19 protein-coding genes and 1 pseudogene are annotated in these 22,056 nt (G+C 69.4%); 8 read left to right on the forward strand and 12 right to left on the reverse strand.

The genetic code is table 11. The features are described 5' to 3' along the window. Positions 1-47: 47 nt before the first annotated feature. From Aau02nite_RS36515 to Aau02nite_RS36540, 6 genes are all read right to left on the reverse strand, one after another. Entirely contained in the window at positions 48-3,923 is a 3,876-nt protein-coding gene (locus tag Aau02nite_RS36515) for a ThuA domain-containing protein (RefSeq protein ID WP_212993195.1), read from the reverse strand. 758 nt (positions 3,924-4,681) lie between these two features. Continuing rightward, a complete protein-coding gene (locus Aau02nite_RS36520) occupies positions 4,682-5,446 on the reverse strand; it encodes a class I SAM-dependent methyltransferase (protein WP_212993196.1) in 765 nt (254 codons plus the stop codon). Then, positions 5,443-7,446 (reverse strand): asparagine synthase (glutamine-hydrolyzing), encoded by a 2,004-nt coding sequence (asnB, locus tag Aau02nite_RS36525; protein ID WP_212993197.1) that lies wholly within the window; start codon positions 7,444-7,446, stop codon positions 5,443-5,445. Before asnB ends, Aau02nite_RS36520 begins: the two co-directional genes overlap by 4 nt. A 22-nt stretch (positions 7,447-7,468) precedes the next feature. Beyond that, the gene (locus tag Aau02nite_RS36530) at positions 7,469-8,776 is read right to left on the reverse strand and encodes a glutamine synthetase family protein (RefSeq protein WP_212993198.1); all 1,308 of its coding nucleotides are present in this window, start codon (positions 8,774-8,776) and stop codon (positions 7,469-7,471) included. After that, entirely contained in the window at positions 8,763-9,938 is a 1,176-nt protein-coding gene (locus Aau02nite_RS36535) for a hypothetical protein (protein WP_212993199.1), read from the reverse strand. Before Aau02nite_RS36535 ends, Aau02nite_RS36530 begins: the two co-directional genes overlap by 14 nt. Then, on the reverse strand, positions 9,935-11,284 hold the full coding sequence (locus Aau02nite_RS36540) for a cytochrome P450 (protein ID WP_212993200.1): 1,350 nt from the start codon (positions 11,282-11,284) through the stop codon (positions 9,935-9,937). The genes Aau02nite_RS36535 and Aau02nite_RS36540 overlap by 4 nt, the downstream gene beginning before the upstream one ends. A 251-nt stretch (positions 11,285-11,535) precedes the next feature. Here Aau02nite_RS36540 and Aau02nite_RS36545 point away from each other — a divergent pair, with 251 nt between their 5' ends. Beyond that, the gene (locus Aau02nite_RS36545) at positions 11,536-12,333 is read left to right on the forward strand and encodes a helix-turn-helix domain-containing protein (protein WP_281421125.1); all 798 of its coding nucleotides are present in this window, start codon (positions 11,536-11,538) and stop codon (positions 12,331-12,333) included. A 32-nt stretch (positions 12,334-12,365) separates the two neighbouring features. Here the strand turns inward: Aau02nite_RS36545 and Aau02nite_RS36550 are convergent, their stop codons facing one another. Next, a complete protein-coding gene (locus tag Aau02nite_RS36550) occupies positions 12,366-12,572 on the reverse strand; it encodes a DUF397 domain-containing protein (protein ID WP_212993202.1) in 207 nt (68 codons plus the stop codon). A gap of 318 nt (positions 12,573-12,890) precedes the next feature. Here Aau02nite_RS36550 and Aau02nite_RS36555 point away from each other — a divergent pair, with 318 nt between their 5' ends. Next, positions 12,891-13,844 (forward strand): GGDEF domain-containing protein, encoded by a 954-nt coding sequence (locus Aau02nite_RS36555; RefSeq protein ID WP_212993203.1) that lies wholly within the window; start codon positions 12,891-12,893, stop codon positions 13,842-13,844. Positions 13,845-13,875: 31 nt separating this feature from the next. Here the strand turns inward: Aau02nite_RS36555 and Aau02nite_RS36560 are convergent, their stop codons facing one another. Further along, entirely contained in the window at positions 13,876-14,754 is an 879-nt protein-coding gene (locus Aau02nite_RS36560) for an NADP-dependent oxidoreductase (RefSeq protein WP_246595708.1), read from the reverse strand. A gap of 128 nt (positions 14,755-14,882) precedes the next feature. Further along, positions 14,883-15,194, reverse strand: coding sequence for a putative quinol monooxygenase (locus tag Aau02nite_RS36565; RefSeq protein ID WP_212993205.1), 312 nt, complete (start codon positions 15,192-15,194; stop codon positions 14,883-14,885). A gap of 114 nt (positions 15,195-15,308) precedes the next feature. Between Aau02nite_RS36565 and Aau02nite_RS36570 the strand changes: the two genes are divergently transcribed. The 3 genes from Aau02nite_RS36570 to Aau02nite_RS36580 all read left to right on the forward strand — a co-directional run bounded on the left by Aau02nite_RS36570 (position 15,309) and on the right by Aau02nite_RS36580 (position 18,187). Then, positions 15,309-16,283 carry a helix-turn-helix domain-containing protein gene (locus Aau02nite_RS36570; RefSeq protein WP_212993206.1) on the forward strand — a complete coding sequence of 325 codons (975 nt, stop codon included), beginning with the start codon at positions 15,309-15,311 and terminating at the stop codon, positions 16,281-16,283. 28 nt (positions 16,284-16,311) lie between these two features. Then, on the forward strand, positions 16,312-17,049 hold the full coding sequence (locus tag Aau02nite_RS36575; RefSeq protein ID WP_212993207.1) for a cytochrome P450: 738 nt from the start codon (positions 16,312-16,314) through the stop codon (positions 17,047-17,049). A 400-nt stretch (positions 17,050-17,449) separates the two neighbouring features. Beyond that, complete coding sequence (locus tag Aau02nite_RS36580) at positions 17,450-18,187, forward strand: calcium-binding protein (RefSeq protein WP_212993208.1); 738 nt, start codon at positions 17,450-17,452, stop codon at positions 18,185-18,187. 82 nt (positions 18,188-18,269) lie between these two features. Here the strand turns inward: Aau02nite_RS36580 and Aau02nite_RS36585 are convergent, their stop codons facing one another. Continuing rightward, complete coding sequence (locus Aau02nite_RS36585) at positions 18,270-18,443, reverse strand: hypothetical protein (RefSeq protein ID WP_212993209.1); 174 nt, start codon at positions 18,441-18,443, stop codon at positions 18,270-18,272. Positions 18,444-18,672: 229 nt separating this feature from the next. Here Aau02nite_RS36585 and Aau02nite_RS47550 point away from each other — a divergent pair, with 229 nt between their 5' ends. Beyond that, complete coding sequence (locus Aau02nite_RS47550; protein WP_281421124.1) at positions 18,673-18,807, forward strand: hypothetical protein; 135 nt, start codon at positions 18,673-18,675, stop codon at positions 18,805-18,807. A gap of 472 nt (positions 18,808-19,279) precedes the next feature. Here Aau02nite_RS47550 and Aau02nite_RS36590 read toward each other — a convergent pair whose 3' ends face one another. Then, positions 19,280-20,104, reverse strand: coding sequence for an ATP-binding protein (locus tag Aau02nite_RS36590; RefSeq protein ID WP_212993210.1), 825 nt, complete (start codon positions 20,102-20,104; stop codon positions 19,280-19,282). Positions 20,105-20,523: 419 nt separating this feature from the next. Here Aau02nite_RS36590 and Aau02nite_RS36595 point away from each other — a divergent pair, with 419 nt between their 5' ends. Both Aau02nite_RS36595 and Aau02nite_RS36600 read left to right on the forward strand, forming a co-directional pair. Further along, on the forward strand, positions 20,524-21,525 hold the full coding sequence (locus Aau02nite_RS36595) for an Acg family FMN-binding oxidoreductase (protein ID WP_212993211.1): 1,002 nt from the start codon (positions 20,524-20,526) through the stop codon (positions 21,523-21,525). A gap of 126 nt (positions 21,526-21,651) precedes the next feature. Next, a complete protein-coding gene (locus tag Aau02nite_RS36600) occupies positions 21,652-21,855 on the forward strand; it encodes a hypothetical protein (protein ID WP_212993212.1) in 204 nt (67 codons plus the stop codon). Positions 21,856-21,915: 60 nt separating this feature from the next. Here the strand turns inward: Aau02nite_RS36600 and Aau02nite_RS46900 are convergent. Next, positions 21,916-22,056: pseudogene (locus tag Aau02nite_RS46900) on the reverse strand (MerR family DNA-binding transcriptional regulator); the annotation flags it as partial.

Below are 22,056 nucleotides of genomic sequence, written 5' to 3' on the forward strand. Positions count from 1 at the left end.
CGGGGACCGTCGAAGGTCCCCGCGCCCATCACGCGCGGTCTACCCGGTCAGCTGTAGACCTCGAACTCGAACAGCGAGTAACCCCAGGCCGTGGCGCGGGCCGTACCGTTGACCCGCACGTAGCGACCCGTCGCGGCCAGCGCGGTGTTGTCGTCCACCCCACCGTCACTACCGGTGACCGTCCGGACCGTGGTCCAGGTCGTCCCGTTGGCCGACGTCTGGATCTGGTACCCCGAGCCGTACGCCCCCTCCCAGGTCAGCTTGACCCGATTGACCGGGTACGACTGACCGAGATCCACCTGGATCCACTGCGGATCGGCGAAGGCACTCGCCCACCTGCTGGTCAGCGATCCGTCCACCGCGGCGGAGGCCGGGTAGGCGACCGCCTCTGTGCTCGACGCCGTCGCCGGCTTGTTCAACGCCAGGTTGCCCGAGGGCGGCGGTACGACGCCGCCACCGTAGACCTCGAACTCGAACAGCGAGTAACCCCAGGCTGTGGCGCGGGCCGTACCGTTGATCCGCACGTAGCGACCCGTGGCGCCCAGCGCGGTGTTGTCGTCCACCCCGCCGTCACCGCCGGTGACCGTCCGGACCGTGGTCCAGGTCGTCCCGTTGGCCGACGTCTGGATCTGGTACCCCGAGCCGTAAGCCGCCTCCCAGGTCAGCTTGACCCGGTCGATGGAGGTCGACTGACCGAGATCCACCTGGATCCACTGCGGGTCGCTCGCGGTGCTCGCCCACCTGGTGGTCGGCGAACCGTCCACCGCGGCCGAGGCCGGGAACGCGCCGGACTCCGTGCTCGACGCCGTCACCGGCTTGTTCAACGCCAGGTTCCCCGACTGCGGTGGCGTCGTGCCGCCGGAGGTGAACGTGAAGTCGTCGATGTCGAACAGCGATCCTGCGCCGCCGGTGAACACCAGGTACAGCTCGCGCGTACCGGTCGGCGGGTTGATCGTCCCCGTGACGTCGGCCCACGTCTCCCAGCCACCGGTCGGGGCGACCTGCACCGTGCCGGCCACCGGGCCGGTCGGCGAGTCGGCCCGCACGGTCAGCGTGCCGCCGACGCCGGCCGAGGCCACCCGCGCCCTGATGCCGGTGACGCCGGCCAGGTTGTACGGCGTGAAGGAGATCCAGTCGCCGTTCTCGATGTATCCGATGGCGTTGCCGCCGTGGGCGCTGGCCTTGGCGGCGACCTGGACGCCGTTCATGGTGCCGAAGTGCTCGGCCTGCCGGGTCCGCGGCTGCAGCACGTGCTGGTCCTGGACGGCGGCCCCGCTGACCGGGGTGTACACGGCGGCGAGCACCCCGAAGATGTTCGCGCTGGCGTCGTGCTCACCGTCCACCGTGGTCTGGATCGACCCGGTGCAGCCGTTCTTACTGGTGATCGGGTGACCGTGGCTGTCGTGCCCGAGGACGTAGTTGATCACGACCCGGCTGCAGTCGACGGTGCCGGCGTTCGGATCGGTGACCCGCACCTCGAACGGCACCAGGTCACCGGGCTGGTACACCGATCCGTCGGCCGGTGTGATCAACTGGATGGACGGTCGGCCGACCCCGATGACGGAACTGGCCGTCGAGGTCTTGCCGCCGGAGTCCCGTACCGTCAACGTCGCGGTGTATTCGCCGTTCGCCGGGTAGGTGAACGTCGGGTTGGCCGCCGTGGAGTCGGTGCTGCCGTTACTGGTGAAGTCCCAGGCGTACGTGATCGGGTCGCCGTCCGGGTCGTTGCTGCCCGCCGAGCTGAACTGCACGGCCAGCGGCGCCGCACCGGACGACGGGGTGGCACTCATCTGCGCGATCGGCGCCCGGTTGCCGCCGGTGTTGTACTCGATCCGGTAGACAGCCGAGTTGGCGTCGCCGCCGAACCAGGTGGTGCCGTAATCGAGCACGTACAGGGCGCCGTCAGGCCCGAACTCCATGTCCATGATCGCGGTTCCGGACCACGGGATCGGCTCGATCGCGCCGGCCGTGCCGTTGGCGTTCAGGGTGACCGCCTTGATCCAGCGACTGGTGAACTCGCCGAGGAAGACCTTCCCGTGGTACGACGCCGGGAACTTCACATCGGAGGCCAGCGCCGGGTTGAAGTTGTAGACCGGACCGGCCATGGGCCCGCCCCCACCCAGCTCGGGCCGCCAGGGCCCCTGCCCGCCGTAGGGCAGCCAGGCCGCCTGCGACGGCGGCAGTTTGGTGATGCCGGTGTTGTTGCGCGAGTTGTTCGTCGGCCCACCGGCACAGTCGTACGGACCGGACGACGGTCCGCTGGGGAACGTGAACTCCTGGTAGGGAGTGTTGTAGTTGGAGCAGTACGGCCAGCCGTAGAAGCCCGGCTGGGTGATCCGCTCGAACGAGACGGTGCCCGCCGGCCCGCGCTGCGGGTCGGCCGAGCCGGCGTCGGGGCCGTAGTCACCGAGGTAGACGACCCCGGTGGCCTTGTCGACGCTCATCTTGAACGGGTTACGGAAGCCCATGGCGTACACCTCGGGTCTGGTGTTCGCCGTGCCCGGGGCGAACATGTTGCCGGCCGGGACGGTGTAGCCGCCCGTCGCACCCGGCTTGATCCGCAGCACCTTGCCGCGCAGGTCGTTGCTGTTGGCCGAGGTGCGCTGCGCGTCGTAGGCGGGGTTGCGGTCGGCCCGCTCGTCGAGCGGCGCGGAACCGGCCGAGTCGAACGGGTTGGAGTCGTCACCGGTGGACAGGTACAGGTTGCCGGCGGCGTCGAAGTCGATGTCACCGCCGACGTGGCAGCACAGCCCACGACTGGTCGGCACGTCGAGGATCGTCACCAGCGAGGCCGGGTCGATCGTGTTGTCGTCCCGTACGGTGAGCCGGGCCAGTTTGTTGGAGCCGTTGAACGGGGCGAACTGCGCCGCCGTGCCGGTGGACGGAGCGTCGCCGCCCGGCGTGCTGAGCGGTGGCGCGTAGTAGACGTACACCCAGCGGTTGCTGGCGAAGTTCGGGTCGGCCTTGATGCTCTGCAGACCCTCCTCGTCGTGGCTGTAGACCGGCAGCGTCAGGGCGACCTTGGTGTTGCCGTTGACGTCGGTGTACCGGATGGCGCCGTTCCGCGAGGTGTGCAGCACACCCCGGTTGGGCAGCACGGTGAGGCCCATCGGCTCACCGGTCTCCGCCACGCCCTTGGCCAGGGTCACCTGGCTGAACGTGCCGGCGGGGGCCTGGACCGAGCAGTTGCCGAGGTTCTGCGCGGCGTACCTGATGCCGCCGAGCAGGTGGGTGCGGAAGTTGGCCTCGGTGTAGCTCTCCTGGGTGTGGCCGAGGCCGGTGTACCAGGAGCGTCCGCCGTCGTAGGGCCGGCACCACGAGATCGGGTGGTCGCCGTTCATGGTGCCGCCGGTGTACGTGGCCTCGTTGAGATTGGCGAGGACGTGCACCTGCGGGCGGGGGTTGGTGCGGTAGTTGTACAGCTCGTCGGTGCGGTTCCAGTTCACCGGGATGCCTGCGGTGGACGGGTGGGCGGTGTCCTCGATGCGGACGGTGACCGGCTGGATCGCGGGGTGGCTGGCGAAGTAGGCGCCGACGAGGTTGCCGTACCAGGGCCAGTCGTATTCGGTGTCGGAAGCGGCGTGCACGCCGACATAGCCGCCGCCGGCGCGGATGTAGCGCTCGAACGCGGCCTGCTGGGTCGTGTTGAGCACGTCGGCGGTCGTGGACAGCCAGATGACCGCTTTGAACCTGGCCAGGTTCGTGTCGGTGAACTGGGCGGCGTCCTCGGTCGCCTCGACCGTGAAGTTGTTCTGCGTGCCCAGTTGCTGGATCGCGGCGATCCCCGCGGGGATCGCGTCATGCCGGAACCCCGCGGTCTTGCTGAAGATCAGCACCGAGAAGTCGGCCGCGAATGCCGGGGCGACGTTGACGCCCATCCCGGCCAGGACAAGAGCGACGATGAACAGCACTCTGCGAATCATGATCGGTTGGGTACCTCTCGTGAGGAAGCAACCGAGACGTGCGCCGATCACGTCTCGAACGGGGGCCGCGGTGGGCGACCCCGCGGGCGGGTCCCGGGACGCGCATGGCGGTGCCGCGTCTGTCCCGGCGGTGGAGAGTCGTCGGCACGTCGCGCCTCGGGGAAGGTCGCGCGGCGCCGTGATGGGGGATGGGGTGGGGGTCGGGTGGACGTGGGCGGCTGTGGACGGCGACCGAATCGGGGGTGCAGTGCCGTCGTCTTCACCTCGATCGGCGAGAGAGCGCTTTCCCATCGAGGTGTGGAAAAGTTAACAGATTCGTCATCGCCCATCAACGGTTTCATCGACCGCCGTGAAAAACCGCCTGCCGAGGTTTGCCCGGCCGGGGAGCACGCGGCGGTGATCCACGGGACGGTCCGACGAAGATTGCCTGGCCGGGGCGGGTCTGCCGATGATCTGCTGTCGGCAGACGGGCCATGGCGACGACCAGGCGACTCAGCGGGCGGATCTCTTCATCGCTGCTGGAGAGCGCTTCCCCAGCCTGTTCAGACCACGCTACCCAACCGCGACACGGTCGGGCTCCGTTCCGAGATGGTTATCCAGGCAGAACGACACGCATCCCATGAAGCCGAGAAACCCGACTCCCGGTAGTCCATGTACGAGCTGCCCATACGAAAAGTAGATCAGCCCGGTGGTAGTCGGTCGCCTCTGGGTGAGCCGTCGGCAGACCAGTGCAACGACAGGCTGAGTTTCCAGCGATCTCAGCGATCCGGATCACCGTGGACCACACACGTCATCAGGGAACTGACCGGGTGTCGCCGGTATCTGCGCCAGAAGGCCTCGTCGCGTTCACGGTCGGGTGGCGGCGTGCGGATCGGTGACCATTGGACGGTGTCGAAGCCGGCCCGCCTCGCGGCGCCCTCGTAGTCGGCGAGTTGCCACTCGTAGTCCTCCAGGGGTGTGGGCGGGTCGGTGGTGAACTCCTGACGGATCAGCGGGACCTCCCGGCCGGGAACGCGTTCGAGGATGCGCAGGCCGAACTCGTCATAGTTGGCCTCCGGGAACGGCGTGGGGTTGGCCACGATGGCCAGCAGGCGGCCGTGGTCGGCGAGGTTGGCGCGAATGCCGCGGAACATGGAGTCCAGCGCCGCGCGGGTGGGTGCGTAATTGAACAGGTAGATCGCGGTGGCGAGGTCGAACCGTCGCAGGGACGGCAGGTCCGCCACATCCGCGACGACGTAGTCGATGCCCATCGGCGACCCGGCCTCGTTCTTCTCGGCGAGGCGGATCATCTCCACGGAGACGTCGACGCCCACGACGGGCCGGGCCCCGCGTGCGGCCAGCAGCCGGGTGTTGTAGCCGTACCCGCAGGCGAGGTCGAGGGCGGCCAGACCGGTGACCTCACCGAGGGCGCCGCGCAGCGTGAACGTGTCCGCGGCGGAGAAGGCGGCCGTCGACTTCGACTCCTCGAAGCGCGCGCCGATCGAGTCGTACTGCTCCGCGCCCGTCCCCGTGCCCGGCTTCATCGGCGGATCAGCGCCCCGCCCGTGCCGTCGAACTGCCGGAGGAGCATCCGGTCGATGTCGACCTCCGGCACCTCGACATTGTCGACCAGACTCTCCTGCAGCAGCAGCGTGCTGAGCACCTGCAGGTAGGCGTGGTTGTAGGGGAACGGAACTTGTCCCCCGGCGAAGGAGCCGACGTGGGCGACCAGCCGCTGCACCCCGGCGGCGTCGAGCACGCCGCAGTCGCGCACCCGGCGCGGCGAGAGGATGTCGTCCACCCAGTCCCCCGTGCCGGTGGGCAGGAGATGCTCGGCCCCGGGGATCCGCATCCCGAACTTCGGCCGGTCACGGATCTCCTCGGGCAGAACGTCCGCGTACGCCTCGCGAAGAATGTGCTTCTCCCTGGTCAATCCGCGCAGCTTCCACTCGCGGGGCAGACCGGCCGCGAAGGCGACGACCGAACGATCCACGAAGGGGTATCGCGATTCGATGCGGCACCCCGCGCCGGGACGGTCGGCGAGGCAGGTCATCCCGTACCCGCTCAGCAGTGTCTGGTAGTCCAGCCACTGGGAGCGGCCGACCGTGTCCAGGTCGTCGAAGCCGGTGATGCGGGAGCGCGCGAAGTCGGCCAGTCGCCGGTCATCGTCGGCGACGCCGTTCCTGGCCCGCAGCAGGCCGGGATACAGCTCGGCCTCGAACCGGCGCAGGTGCGCCCCCATTACCGGCGTTTGCCGGCCGGCACGGTCCTCGAAGAAGCGCAGGATCGCGGCCGGTGTCGTGGGATCGGTGAGCAGGACGTCGGCCAGGCCGGAGCCCAGCAGCTTCTCCTGCTCCGCCGTGAACCCGCCGGCCAGGCAGGAATCCAGGACGGTGGCCTCCTTGAGGATGTCGTACCCGAAGAACGCCTCGTCGGCGCCCTCCCCGCCGAGCACGATCCGGACCCCGCTCTGCCCCACGTGCTCGGCCAGCATCTCGACGGCGACCGGTGCGGCGAAGTGCAGCAGCGACTCGCACTTGCGGACGAGATTGGGGAACCGCTCGCGGATGTCCCGGCCGGTGGCCACGACGGACGAGTGCCGGGTGCCCAGCTTCGCCGCGATGATCTTCTGGTACGCCGATTCGTCGGCCCACGAGTCCGGCACGGTGATGGAGAAGGTCGGCAGATCGCCGGTGATGTGCTGCCGGGCGATCCAGGCGACGATGCTGGAGTCGAGGCCGCCGCTGAGGAACGCGCCGCGCGGGTAGTCCCCCCGCAGCCGGAACCGGACCGCTTCGTCGAGTTTGTCGCGCAACGCCGCCTTCGCGTCGGTGAACGACAGCTCCGTCCGGCCGCGGTCGCCACGGTCGATCGGGATCTCGAAGTAGGCCGACAGCACCGTCCCGCCGGGCCCGACGCGCAGAGTGTGACCAGGCGGAAGGCTGCGCACCCCGGTGAAACACGATTCGCCCGGCACCGGTGTCCAGAACCGGCCATTGGCCCGGACGCCCTCGACGGACAGCTCACGGTGCACTTCGGGGAACGCGAACAGCCCCTTGATCTCAGAGGCGAAGAGGAAGGCGCCGTTCTGCTCGGTGTAGAACAGCGGGCGTTCTCCGAACGGGTCACGCCCCAACAGCAGTTCACGGCGTTGCCGGTCGTAGAAGGCGAAGGCGAACTGGCCGTTGAGCCGGTCGAGGGCGGCCTCACCCCAGGTGGCGAGGCTGTGCAGCAGCACTTCCGTGTCGGAGTTCGTGGCGAAGGTGACGCCCTGCGCCACCAACTCCTGCCGGAGCTCCAGATAGTTGAAGATCTCTCCGTTGAAGCCCAGCACGAATCGTTCGTCGGCTGTGACCATCGGTTGCTTGCCGAGCATGGGGTCGATGACCGACAGCCGGACCGTCCCGAGGGTGAACTCGTCGTCGTCGTAGATGCCCGCCTCGTCCGGGCCGCGATGGGCGATGCCACGGAGGCCCCGGCGCAGGCTGGTGATCCGGTCGTCCCTGCGCTTTCGGCTGTTGAGGAAGCCGACGACACCGCACATGGAAGCGAGCCCCTTTCGTAGGTCAGACAGATTCGAGGTAACGGCTGCGCTCCCAGCCGGACACCTCGGCGTCGGCGGCCGCCTGCTCCGCCCGGCCCAGCTGGCACAACAGGTCAGTCACCTGGTCACCCAGCGCCGTCCGCGCAAAGGTGCTGCCGCTGAGCAGGGCCAGGGCCTCCGACACGTTCCCCGGCAGCGGGTCGGCGTCGGTTGCCGCGTACACGTCGCTCGTGACGGCGGGTGGCGGTTCCAGTTGCTTCTCCAGGCCGGCCAGGCCGGCGAGCAGCTGGGTGGCGACCAGGAAGTACGGGTTGGCGTCGGCCGCCGCCACCCGGTGCTCCAGCCGTGTTCCGCTGTCCCCGTGCACCAGCGCCCGCAGGGCGACGGAGCGGTGGTCGTACCCCCACGTCACGTGCGTGGGTGCGAACGAATAGGTGGCCGACCGTTTGTAGCCGTTGGGCGTCGGCACGGCGACGTAACTCGTCTCGGCGGCGTGATGCATCAGCCCGCCCAGATACCACCGCGCCTGCATGCTGAGTTCGCCGGATTCCGCGTCCCAGAACACATTGCGACCGGTCTCCCGGCTGCGCAGGCTCTGGTGGACGTGCAGGCCGCTGCCGGACGACTCCGCCCACGGCTTGGCCATGAAAGTGGCCAGATAGCCGTGCGCGGCCGCGATCTGCTTGACGGCGTAGCGGAAGAACAGCAGGTCGTCGGCCGCGGCCAGCGGCGTGGACTGGCCCAGGTTGATCTCCACCTGGCCGGCGCCGTACTCCGCTCCGCTGGCCTCCACCGCGACGCCCGCGGCCAGCAGCGCCGACTGGATGTCCCGGAGCACCGGCCACAGGTAGGAGTCGTCGTGCAGGCTGTAGATGGGGATGCGCGGATGCCGGGGGCGGAGCGTTCCGGGGTCGAGCAGATAGAACTCCGTCTCGAGACCGAAGCGCGCGTCGTACCCCGCCTGCCGGGCCTCGGTCTCCGCCCGGCTGAGGATCAGGCGCGGGTCGAGCGGGACGGGATGACCGGCCCGGTCCACGACAGTGCAGAACACCAGCGCTGTTCCCGGGCGCCAGGGCACCAGCCGTACGGTGTCCGGGTCGGGCACCAGGAAGACGTCCGGATAGCCACTCGCCCAGCTGTACTCGCCGGCGGAGAGCACGCCGAGGCCGTAGTCGAGACAGAAGTACCCGGACGACATCGCGAACTGGGAAGTCTGCTGGAACACAGCCGCGGGTATGCGTTTGCCCCGGATCGCGCCGTGCGTGTCCACCACCGCCAGTTCCACGGTCTCGATCGCGTGGTCCTTGATGAACCGGTCAATCGGCGGCATGGATCCTCCTCCGGCCGGACCGCAGGAAGGGGAATACCTCGGCGGCCCGCGCCGGCAGGTCGGCAAGATAGCTCTGCCACGCGGTGCGGCATCCGTGACAGAGGTCGACGCCGCCGAAGCGACTGGATCCCTCGGCCCCGTACGAGGCTCGATAGCGGCACTGGACGCAATGCGGTTCACCGGACTTCTCCAGCATGTCCGCAAGCCCGGGGAACATCAGTTCGCCGCTGCGCGCGATCACGCCGGTGTAGCGCGTGTCGCTGGTGCTGCGGCCGGTCGCGTCGATCCGGTTCCACAGTTTGACGTTCCGGCGGGTCTCGGCCACCACGTGCGGGGTCTCCGGCAACCCCACCGTCAGGCCGTCCTCCGTGAAGCGGTACCGGCGCATCATCATGTGGATCGGGCCGCCGAAGTAACGCAGGAAGTTGACCGCGCAGCGGTGTGCCGGCGATGTCGCCCAGGCAACGTCCAGTGCCCACAGGACCTCGCGAGCGCGCCGGAAGGACTCGTTGCGCAGCTCGTGCCCGGCGTACGCGAAGGTGCTGTTGGTCTCGCCCTCGGCCCGATGCTTGTGGTACGCGACCGCGTCGTACAGCGTGTCGCCGAGCTCGGTGAGGATCTCGAACTCCTCCTCGCCGAACCAGGTGTCGTCGAGGTCGTTGCAGGCCAGGGCGGCGGCGATGGTGAAGCGGGCCAGCGCGTCGCAGTCGCGCAGCCGGAACCAGTCCCGCGGCGAGCGGGCCAGCGCGTTCACGTACCGGCGGAACAGCTCCGAGTCGCGCCGGTCGCTGGACTTGTCCGCGGTGATCAGCAGGAACGTCCGGTACTCCCGCGCCATCTCCCGGTGGCCCGGGGTGCCGGCGAAGACCGTGTCGAGCAGCTCGTCGAGGTCGTACCCCAGGACTTCGCCGCCGGTGGTGATCTCGACGAGCGAGCCGCGGAACTCCGCGATGATCCCGATGATGATGATCCGGGTGAAGGCGACGTAGCGCTCCCAGTTGGTGAACTGCGGGATCACGCACCTGGTGTACTCCCACGCACAGGCGAGCGTCTCGGCGATGATCTCGTCCGACAGGCCGGTCCCGCGCAGGTCGTGCTCCAGGACACTCGGGTAGAACCAGAGATCGCCGTCCGTAGGCGTCTCCATCGGCCGTGCGGTCATGCGGCTGCTCCTTCGGGGTCGGCGGCGTGCAGACGCATACGCAGCGCCCGTGGGGTCAGCACCAGGCTCACCGCGGGGCGGACGGGCGGGCCCGGCACCGGCCGCAGTGACCACCGGCGGACGATGGCCGACACCATCAGCGTCGCCTCGGCCAGGCCGAGCACGTCACCGACGCATCGCCGGGCGCCGCCACCGAAGGCGAGGAAAGGACCGCGTGGCGGCCGCAGCGGGTCCGCGTGTTCCGCCCATCTCCCGGGACGGAAGTCGTCCGGGTCCGGGAAGTGCGCGGCCTGGCGCTGGACCGCGTACGGGCTGTAGGCGATCGTCGTGCCGGCGGGTACGGGATGCCCGCCCAACTCCGTGTCCTCGGTGGTCAGCCGGGTCAGGAAAGGAACGGGCGGATACAGCCGCATCGTCTCCAGCACCACCTGGCGGCACACCGCCAGCCGCGACAGGTCCGCCACCGTGACCTCGCCGTCTCCGACCACCTCCACCGCCTCGGCGCGCAGGCGCCGCTCGATGTCGGGGTGCCCGGCCAGCAGGTGCAGGGCCCAGCTGACCACGTTCGCCGTCGTTTCCGTCCCGGCCAGCAGGAACGTCAGCACCTGGTCATGAATCTCGTCCTCGGTGAGACCGTCGGGGTCATAGGAGGACAGCAGACCGGACAGCAGGTCGTCGTGGTCGGTCTCCCGTGAGCGGTGCTCGGCGACGAGGCCGGCGACGATGGCGCGCAGCCGTTCCTGCGCCCGGCGATAACGCCGGTTGGCCGGTGTCGGCACCCGGTCCAGGCGCTTCGGTACGATCGCCCGCCACGTCACCCCGGCCAGGATCACGTGCATGTCGGTGAACATCTGCTCCATCACGGCGGGCGGCAGGCCCCGGGGTAGCAGCGTGCGGGCGGTGATCGCCTGCATGTCGGTACGGACGTCGACGGTCTCGCCGTCCCGCCAGCCCGCGAGGACCACGTCGATCTGCCTGCTCATCATCCGCAGGTATCCCGGCAACCGGTCGCGGTGAAAAGCCGGCTGCACGAGGCGCCGTTGCCGCCTGTGGTCGCGGTGCGGGCAGCTGACCAGCCCGTTGCCACCGGTCTCCCGGATGCGGTCGAACAGATAGCCGCCCTTGTCGAAGACCCGGTCGGCGACCAGCATTTCTCCGGTCAGCTCGGCGCTCGTGACGACCAGCGCCCGCCACGGCCCGATGTGCACGCGGACCAGGTCGCCGTAATGGTGCAACCGCCGGAGGAACGCGAGCCGGTCGCGCATGAGCGGTACCAGGTGGCCGATCAGTGGCCAAGCTCCCGGCGCCGACGCCACATCGGACATCGCTGCGTGTTCGTCAACCACGCCGTGACGCTACGTCGGCCGGTCGGCGCCGCAGTCTCATCCGGTCGTTTCGGGACCATCTAGGCAGAACCCTTGCCCCGAGGGGCACGCAGCCACAGCCCCGGTATTTCGGACGCCGCTGCCACGTCCAGCGAGCTCACCGCGCCGGGTCGCCTGTTGACAACGCGGCGTTGCGGGTACGGTGGTCGGCGTCACCGTCCACAGGGGTTGGCAAGGCGGAGGTAAGGGTGCCGGTCACAGGCCAACGCGTCGTGCGACGGGCGTTGGGGCGGCGGTTGACGCGCCTGCGCACGGCGTCCGGGATGAGCCGCCGTGACGTGGTGGAAGCGCGGCTGGGCATCTCGGAACCGACGCTGCACCGCATCGAGACGGGCAAGGTGCCGGTCACCGGGGCCAACGTGCGCGCGCTCTGCTGGCTCTACGGTGCCGACCAGAGCATCACTGACGCGCTTGCCGACCTCGCGCTGGGCACGTCACAGCAGGAGTGGTGGGACGCCAGCCCGGTGATCCCCGATTGGTTCAAGCTGTACGTCGGGCTGGAGGCGTCCGCGTCCCGGATGTTCGGGTACGACGGCGAGGTCGTCCCCGGCGAGCTGCAGACCCCGGAGTACGCACGAGCCGTCTTCGGCGCTGAGCAGCCGGCCGACTCGGAGATCGCCGAGCGCCACATCAAGCTCCGCATGCAGCGGCAGAAAACGCTCTTCGCCCGCAACCCGCCGGTCCGCCTCGTGACGGTGCTCGGCGAGGGGACGTTGACCCGGATGGTCGGCGGCGAGCAGGTGATGAAGGGGCAGCTCGAGCATCTACGGCGGCTGTCCCGAGAGGATACGGTCGACATCCGGGTGCTGCCGTTCTCGGCCGGGGCGCACGCGGCGATGGCCGGCGCCTTCCGGATCCTGGAGTTCGACGACCCGGACGATCCGGACGTGGTCTACCTCGAATCCCACGTCGGTGCGCTCTACCTGGAGGAGCAGGTCGAGGTCGACGAATACCGGCGGGTCTTCGATCTCATCAGCAAAGATTCCGTACCGGTCGGAGAGTTCCGCTGACGAACTGATCTGGTTGCCGAGGTCCGCCGCGATCAGTCGGTCAAGAGCTGGTCGAACTCGCCGCGCTTGGCACCGAACAGGAACGAGTCCCACTCCTCGACCGTGAACACCACGGTGCCGGCCTCGCGGGCCTTGCTGTTGCGGACCTCGATGAGGCCGTCCTGGCGGCGCGCCTCGACGCAGCTGCCTCCGTTGCCGGTCGATCTGCTGGAAATGATCCAACCGCTTTCGCCACTCATCAGTGCCCCTCCTTCTGGAGTTGCTTACTGTGGGTCATCAGCTTGCCACCGACCCAGAGGCCCGGTGTGCCTCTCAGCGCCGGCCTGGAGTGCGAAATCAGTGCTTCAGGTCCAAGGACGACTCTTTCACCATGAAAGTGCACGTACCTAAAGTAGCCGAAACCTGCTGTGGATGCATCACGTCACCGTGACAGTTGTCGACGTGAAATCTTGCACGCACCCCGGCCGGCTGCCATGATTCCATTGTGGCGCTCGGCGATGCCTCGCCGTCGACTCGACAGCTCCCGCTGGTCCGCCGCAGTCTTGAGAGGACGGCCGATGCGGATCCTCGAACCTGCCGCCGACACGGGCGGTGTTCTACCGGATGACGCTCAGCTGCGGTCTGAGCCCGCAACCGCCCGCCTCCAGGCCCGCATCGATCAGCTCGCGGCGCACGTTCAGCAGCTGGAGCAGGAGCGCGCCTCGCTCCGGTGGATGGCCGACCATGACGAGCTCACCGGACTCGCCAACCGCCGCCTCTTCCACGCGCTCGCCCCGGAGCTGCTCCGCGGCGACGATTGCCCGTCGGCCGTCCTGATCCTCGACCTCAATGGATTCAAGCCGATCAACGACACGTACGGGCACGATGCCGGCGACGAGGTCCTCTGCGTGGTCGCCCGGCGGATGGCCGCCTGCCTCGGCGATCATCTGGTGGCCCGGTTCGGCGGCGACGAGTTCGCCGCGCTGCCGCGCGCCCCGCGCGCCGACGTTCCGGAGGCGTGGTGGCATGAGGTGGCCGGCTCGCTGAGCGCCGCGATCGCACCGCCGATGGACGTGCAGGGCCACACCCTGTCCGTCACCGCCTCGATCGGCGTCGTACCGGCTGGGCCCTCCGCCGACCTTCCCGACCTGCTGCGCCGTGCGGACCAGGCGATGTTCAGCGCCAAGCGGCACGCGAGCACCACCGACAAGGCCGGGATCACCTGGGTCGTGGCCACGGAGAGCGGCGACCACACCGAGACGTACGAGCCGGCCGCGACCCCCGGGTCTCCGCCGGAACCGACCCTCTCGGGATCTGGAGTGGCGTGCCGGCCGGGCGACCCGGTATGGGTGCACCGGAGTGGTGCCCGTCGTGCGGGAGTGGTCGAGAGCGCCTGCGAATGGGCAGCTCTGGTCCGCTACCGATGCCTGAACGGCGCCGGCACGATGGTCGACACGATCCCCAAGAACTGTCTCACGGTCCGAACCGAAGCCGATCCGTACCTGGACCGGACGTCCTCCACCAACCGGTGAACGCGCGAGCTGACGGCCGCCACGCTCCCCGTCAGCCCACCGTCAGAACGACCTTTCCGCGCAGGCCACCGGCCAGCACCCGCCGGTGGGCGTCGGCCGCTTCGGTCAACGGCATCGTGACCGCCACGCGCGTGCGCAGCCGTCCCGTCGCCACCTGCCCCACCAGGTCGGCCAACAGCTCGCGCTCGAGCCGGATCAGTTGCAGCTCTTGGCGCACACCACGTGCCGGAACGATGGCCGGCGTGGGCCGGGTCACGACCACGACTCCCCTGTCCTCGACGGCAGCGGCCGCCGCCTCGCCGAGGGGGATCGCGTCGAACACCGCTGCCACCGGCCCCACCGTGGACAGGTCGACCGAACGGGAAACCACCTCGTGAGCGCCGAGATCGTGCACCCATTGCTCATCGTCGTGGCTGGCCTGCGCCAGGACGCGGTAGCCGCTCTGAACGGCAAGCTGGGCGGCGAAGCCGCCGACACCGCCGCTGGCCCCGGTGACCAGGATGCTGCTGCCGGCCGGAAGCATGGCCAAGGACACCAGTGACAGCCCCTGGTGTGCGGTCTGGGCGTTGAGCGGCACCGTGGCTGCGGACACGAAGTCGAGCCCGTCCGGCAACCGCACCAACCAGTCCGTGTCGGCCGCCACGAACTCGGCGTAGCCACCCGGTGCACCGCGGGTCAGGTACCACGGAATCATCCCGACGACACGATCGCCCACCGCGAATTCAGCCGTGTCGGGGCCGACCGAGGCCACCTCGCCGGCGATGTCCCACCCGGGCGAGAACGGCGGCTGAACCGGCCCGCGAGGAATCTCTCCCGTGGTGGCGGCGACGTCAGCCGGGTGCACACAGACCGCGCGGATCCGGACCACAACCTGCCCGGGTCCCGCTTCCGGCTCGGGCAGCTCGGTCACCTGTAATACCTCTGGACCGCCAAGCGCGGCCGCGACTACTCCCAGCACGCGTCCACTCTAGACCCCTGTCTCCCGATAGAGAGCCCGTCAAGTCGGAAAAGAGGGGCGTCCGCCAAACAGCTGCCGGGTCAGGGCAGGGGTTTGAGAACGACGGTGTCGGGCTCGCCCAGCAGATAGGGGGTGACCGTCTCGGCGAAGCCGGCCATGAAGTCCTGCGCTTGGTGGCGGGCCAGGAGGGCGGGAGACGCCCACCGCTCGTAGAAGACGATCTCGCCGGGCTCCGAGGCGGATTCGTGCACCTCGTAGATCAGGCAGCCGTCCTCCTGGCGGGTAGCCGTGACGACCTTGCGGAGTTCTTCGCGCAGGGTTGTCATGCCGTCCGCGCGTACCCGGACCGTCACGAGCAGGGTCACAGGGCCTTCGGCGATATCTGCGGCCATGAAGGGGAGCTCCTTACGTAGCGATGTCACAGCCACGGTAAGTGCGGGGACGGTCCGGGCGGTTGATCACGGGCGACAGGAGCTGGAATCCGTACGCCATCTACAGTCACGACGATGGAACGCGAGCTGGGGGGCTTCTCCCTCGACACCGCCGTGACCGGCGCCGGGCAGCCGATGTGGGAGGCGTTCACGCGCGGATGGCGGCGTGAGATCGGCGAGCGGTTCCCTCTGCCCCGCTTCACGGCCGGGACGGGCGCCGCTATGAGCGGTCAGGTCAGCGCGGGTCGCTTGTTCGACGTCGCGCTGACCGACCTCACTGTCGCCTCGCCGATGCGAACCTCCACGGTGACCGCTGGGCAGGCTGCCGGAGAGCGGCTCGTGCGCCTGTACGTGGTACAGCGCGGCGCGTGGGTGCTGGACGATCCGCTCGGCCGGGGCGAGCACCCGTTGCGTAGCGGGGATTTTCTGCTGCAGCACGTCACCGGGCAGGCCGCCTTCCGGTCCCTGCCCCACACCTCGGCGCGGATCCTCATGTTCCCCGCCGACGTGCTGGCTCCGCTGCTCGGCCGCGGCGCCCGGGCCGGCCACGGCGACAGCCCGGAACTGCGCCTGCTGATGTCGCACGCCCAGCTGGTCCACGCCGGCCTGGCGGCTCTGAGCCCGGCCGGGGCTCTGGCTGCCCACGCTGCGTTGATGGAGCTGGCCAAGGGCGTCGTCGCGCGGCAGCTGGACGACGCCGAGCCCGCCTTCTTCCCCGCTCTGGTGCAGGCCGCGCGCGGGCTTACCGACGCTCGGCTTACCGATCCGGAACTGACACCGGTGGACGTGGCCCGCCGGCTACACGTCTCCTCACGCAGCTTGCAACGCGCCTTCGCCGGGACCGGCGAGTCCCTTGCCGGCTACATCCGGCGCCGCCGGCTCGAGGAGGCCCGGCAGGCGTTGGTGGACGGCCGGGGACGCACGAGCGTGGCGCAAGTGGCCGCCCGTTACCAGTTCGCGGACAGCAGTCACTTCATCCGGACGTTCAAGCGGCGGTTCGGCGACACACCCGCCAACTTCCTCCGGCGACGGCTGCCCGTTCGGGCCTGATCCTCCTCGCGCCGGCGATCATCGAACGGTGCTGCGGGACCGGCCCGAGGCGTTCCGCCGGGGCCAGTTCGTGTCCGACCTGATCGACGAGCTCGGCGGATACGGCCTGTTCAGCGCCGAGGGCGACGATTGGCGCCGGTTACGCCGGATCGCCACCCGCGGCCTGTCCACCAGATACCTGCGGCAGTCGTTCAGCATGATCCTGCGGTCGGCCGGGCGGCTCACCGACCGCTGGGGTGCCGCGGCCGCCCGCGGCGAACGGATAGACGTCCTCGACGATCTGGCCCGCTACACGCTGGAGGCGGCCGTCGGCGTCACCATGAACCACGACCTCGGCGTCGCCGGCCGCACCGGCGACGACCTGCACCTGGCGCTCGTGTTCGAAACCCTGCGGCGCCGGCTGAACAGCCCCGTGCCGTACTGGAGGTACCTACGGCTACCGGCCGACCGCCGAGCGGACGCGGCCATCGCGCGGGCCCGCGCCTTGATCCTGGACCGCTACGCCGAGGCCAGGGGCCTGATGGCGGCCGGCGGTGAGCCCCGCGACTACCTCACCGCGCTCGCCGGGGCAGACGTCGACGGCGACGACCCGCTCAGCGAGAACGACGTGGTGGGCAGCGTGCTCACCATGATCGTCGCCGGGGAGGAACCCACCGCGGCCGCCGCCGCATGGGCGCTGCACCACCTCGCCATGCATCCGGAAGCGCAGCAACGGGTACGCGCTGAGACCGCCGCGGTGTTCGGACCCGACGGCGCGCCGCATTGATGCCCACCAACCTCGGTCCCCGGCTGCATTCCGCGTCGCGCGAACCGGCCTGAGCAGGACCGACCCCTTCCCCTGGAACGCGGCGACAAGCCCGATGACCACCGCGGCCACCCCGCAGGCCTGGGCCGGCAAGGTCCATCGACGCGGGGGAAGCTCAGGGTGCGTTCACTCCAGAGTAGGCGTAGGGTCACGTCTTGCTACCCCAGACCTAGGCGGCGTGCCGTATCCACGATCGCCCAAGGCCAGGGTTCTCGCGGATCAATCCTCTGTAGACACCCCAAGCGTTTCCTGTCGGTGTGCTGCGCCCTGCGATCCGAACATCTCTTGTCTCGCCGCAGAAGCATCACGCGACCGGTTCGTGCGGCCATCCATGCACCTGATCAGCACTGGAGGCGCCACCATGAACCACCACCGGATCCATCGACTTCGCAGCGGCATGCTCGCCGGCACTGCGGCCCTGGCAATCGTCCTGCCCATCGCGCTGTTCAGCGGCGCCACGGCGGCCTACGCCGCCGTCCCCTGCGTCGTCGGCCCCGGAGTGACACAGACTGACACGACCGTGACCGGGAGTCCCGGCAACGACACGATCGACTGCGGCGGAACGGACCCCGGAAAGACGATCAACGGTAACGGCGGCAACGACACGATCACCGGCACAGCCTTCGACGACACGATCACCGGCGGCGACGGCAACGACACGATCACCGGCGGGGCGGGCAACGACACCCTCACCGGCGGCCTGGGCATCGACACCATCTCCGGCAGCGACGGCAACGACACCCTGACCGGCGCTTCCAACGACGGCAGCCAGGACAGCCTCGACGGCGGGCTCGGTACCGACATCTGCCAGGGCCCGGCGCCGGACCCCGATATCCATGCCAGCTGCGAGAACACGAGCACCCCGCCGGCATCGGGCCCGGGTTCGAGCATGACCAACGCGTCCGCGCTCTGCCTGGCCAGCGGCGGGACGCTCTCTCTTACGGTGAACCCGCTGGGGTACGCCTGCGCGTTCCTGCTCGTTCCCTCCAGCAGGCAGCGCCTCGGTGAGGCCCGCCAGGTGTGCACCAACCAGGGCGGTGGGTTCACCGTCCTACCGCTGGCACTGGGCTACACCTGCCTCGGCACCAGCTCGAGGTAACCACCACAGGTCTGATACCTGCTCGCCCACGCCGTGCTCGTTCTCGGGCCGGCTTGGGCGGCCGGGCCGGGGAGAGCGACCCTCACGCCGGATCAGCGGCTGCCAGCTTGCTCGGATCGAGATGCAGTGTGGCCAGCAGGCCCCCGTGCTGGGCAGGGTCGATGCGTTCGGGCAGCTCGCGATCGACGAAGTCGGCCCGGGCGTTCTGCCCGCGCTCGCGAAGGATGCTGAGCACCTGGGCTTTGGAAATGATCATGTCTGCTCTTTCGTGGTCGCGTCCGCCGGCGTGGAATCAGAGCCGCCGGGGTCTGGAGCGACAACCACGAGACTACGCCTGCTTCAGGTCATCCCGGCTGTGGTCAAGAAGCGTAGGGTCAGCGTGCAGTGAACGACTTTGCGACTGTCGCGGGTCTTCGTCATCTGCACGCCGCGGTCAGGCGGGTACCACGCTGCACGTTCACCGACCTGTTCCAGGAGGTTCGATCATGTCCAAGGACTCGACGACCAAGGCGAACGTCAAGAAGAAGGGCAAGACGATCAAGGAGAAGCAGACGGCGAAGCGCCTGAAGCGCGAGGAACAGAACGGGCACTCCTCGAACGTCTTGTCCACCAAGCGCTGACGCGGCACAGTCGCTCGGTCTGCGGCGAACACCCGTCGGCGGCGTACGCCAGGGCTTTGATCTTGGTGGGCCGCCGCGGGCGGGCGTTTCAGTGCTGCGCGACACCTCGGACAACGCGTGAGGACGGAACCCGCACCTCTGGCGTCGTACCACTCAGTTTTTGATCTCGAGGCTCTGGGGTCGGTGCGGCGGGCGGTCGCCGGCTGGCAGCGGAACCGTCCGTCTGAGCCTGACCGGCCGCGGTGTCACCTGCCTCATCAGCGACGACGGACCGGGCCTGCCCGACCGGATCGATCGCCACCACCCACCGCGGCCCGATGCTGCAGCCGTGGACGGGCGTGGTCTCTGGCTGGCCTTCACGGTGTGCACGGCCGTCCGGTTGTTCTCATCGATGCACGGCACACGGGTGGAGTTGCTGATGGAAATGCCGCGCGCATCCCCTCGCCCATGACGAGCCGCAACCGCGCCGGGATCACATCACCGTCGCCCACACCACCTTGCCGTGACGCGTCGGCACGACACCCCACGCGGTGGCGATCATGTGCACCAGGGGCAGGCCTCGTCGTCGTTCCTCGAGCGCGGCCTGCCGGCAGATGAGTTCGGATCCGCTCCGGCGTGAGAACCTGCTGACGCGGTCATGAACCGCCATGTGCAGCCGGGTGCCGTGGTGTGACACGGTGACGATGAAGTCGGTGCAGGCATGCTCCACCGCATTGGCCGCTAGCTCGGACACGATCAAGCAGGCGTCCTGGAGCGCATCCGGCCGGTTCTGGAGCCGGCATGCCTGCGTGACGAGGGTGCGGGCGGCGGCGACCGATGCCGGACGAGGCTCCAGGCGGATCTGCAGACGGTCGGCCCGCGACGTCCGGGCGGCAATCCCCATCCGCGCCTCGAGCACGGTGGCGAACACCCGTGGTTGCGGCCCTCGGAGATTCCGGAGGCGCCGGCTCAACGCCGTCGTCTCCGGCAAGCTGAACGTCATGTTCATCGGCGCGTCGGCGAGCCTGGCCTCCCGCCACAGCGCCAGCCAGAACGGCAGGCTCGCCCCGTAGGTGTCCCCCAGATCGCGCAGATCGACGATGATCGAGGAGGACGGTCCGGCCAGGCACAAGGGCAGAGCGGCGGACACCGTGTCACTCACGCGAGGCGACCACTGGCCGTGCACCGCGACCTCGATCGCCTCGATGCTCACGTCGGTCATGACGGTCGTTCCCACGCCGTTGCGGTCCAGGACGCCATGGACGAGGTACGGGGACTCCAGCGGCCGGGCCTGTGCCCGCCGGTCGACCGCGGTCACAACGACCTGCCCACACGCACGGCACGGCTGACCGGCCGCACGACGCGACAATGCACTTCGACCACAGCGGCTCCCGGGCACCTGATCAGAACTGAGAGGACTGCCGGGGGCTGGAGCAGCGATGCGGAACGAGAAACTGTCCGACCTGACAACGATACACCAAACGGGTGAAATTACTGGTCACCGTAGGGGTGACCGACATCGGCGTAGAGTGTCGGTGTCGGCGTTCGCATCTCGACGCCGCTCAGCGTGCCGACTGACACGCTCTCCAGCCGCCTGGACCCCGCGGCATGACTCCATCCCGCGGCGCCGGTGTCATCGTTGCCGACACGGACGCGTCCTCCTCAGTAGATGTCGACAAGTGCCGAGCACCACGTCGCCTGCGCGGCCACCTGATCGACGTCGAAAGGAATGCCACCATGGACATCGACGCCCTGACCCACCCCACCGACCCGGAGATCGCCACCCACGCTCTGGCTGAAGCAGCCGCCGCCGCCGGATATGCCCCGTCGATCCACAACACCCAGCCGTGGCGGTGGCGGCTCACCGCCGAGACCCTCGAGCTGCGGCTCGTCCGCGACCGGATCCTGCCGGTCACCGACCCCGAGGGACGGTTGGCCATGCTGAGCTGCGGTGTCGCCCTGCACCACGCCCGCGTGGCGCTGGCCGCGCAGGGCTGGCACGCCGCTGTGACCAGGATGCCGGCCGGCGGCGGACCCGACCTGCTCGCTCGCCTGCACGTCGAACACCGGTCACCAATCGACCCGGCATCGACGACGCACCTGCAGAACATCGCGTTACGGCACACCGACCGGCGCCCGGTGGCCGGGACACGCGTCCAGCCCGCAGTCCTGGCCGCGATCACGACGGCCGTCCAGGAGCAGGGCACTCACCTGCACACGCTGCGGCCCGACCAGATCCTCGAGCTGGCCGCTGCCGCCGACCACGCTCAGCGCAGCGAGGCCGCCGATCCTGCCTGGCGGGACGAACTGGCTTACTGGACCGGAGGTGACCGGCCGGCAGGTGCCGGCGTACCCGATGCCGCCATCCCCGAAAGAGCAACCCGGACCCCGGTGCCGGGCCGCGACTTCGGCCATCACGGTGAGCTGCCCGTCAACGCGGGCCACGACAAGGCGGCCACCTTCGTGATGCTCTACGGCGACACCGACGAAGCGGCCGGCTGGCTGTGCGCCGGCGAGGCACTTTCGGCTGGTTGGCTGACCGCCACCGCACACGGCATCTCCGTGGTCCCGCACAGTGCCCCGATCGAGGTCATCGCCGCCCGGCAGGCGATGCGCGCGATGATCGCCAGCGTCGGCTTCCCGTTCCTCGTGCTGCGGCTCGGCACCGCCGGCCCAGCCGATCCGGGAACCGCGCAGACGCCCCGGCTGCCCGCCGAGCAGCTCATCGATCACGGCTGAACGGCGTCAGTGCGGCAGCGGCGTGAGCGGTTCGGGTGACCTGGCGGTGGTGGCGGACGGACAGCCACCAGGGTCCCGAGCAGCGTCTTCACCGTCAGGCGTGGGTCTTCGCGGTTTGACGGTGCCTTGGGCGACGTCGGGGCCGTCGGCATGGTGGTCGCCGGTGTGGACGCCACTGCGGTCGCCGTGACGCTCGCCGCTTCCCCCCGCGAGGTCGTCCACACCAGCGATCAGGTCGCCGAGGCGATCGAGAAGCTGGTCACCCGCAACCAGCGGCTGTCCGAGCTCGCGCAGGCTCTCGTCGACGGCACGGAACACAAACGGGCCTAGGCCGAGCCGGAACCGTCGAGGGGCGCTGCACAACGGACGGTTCCGCGGATGCGCTTCGCGTCAGGCGGCGTTTGTTCGCCGCTGATGGAGTTCGTTGTGGTGAAGGGTTTCTGCGAGTCGGTCTTCCAGGATGATGATCCGGCAGGCCGCTTCCAGAGCAGTCCCCTGGTCGACCATCTGCCGGGCCCGGGCCGCGAGGCG

Origin of the sequence: Actinoplanes auranticolor, assembly GCF_018332655.1 — a bacterium.
GTDB classification, from domain to species: Bacteria; Actinomycetota; Actinomycetes; order Mycobacteriales; family Micromonosporaceae; genus Actinoplanes; species Actinoplanes auranticolor.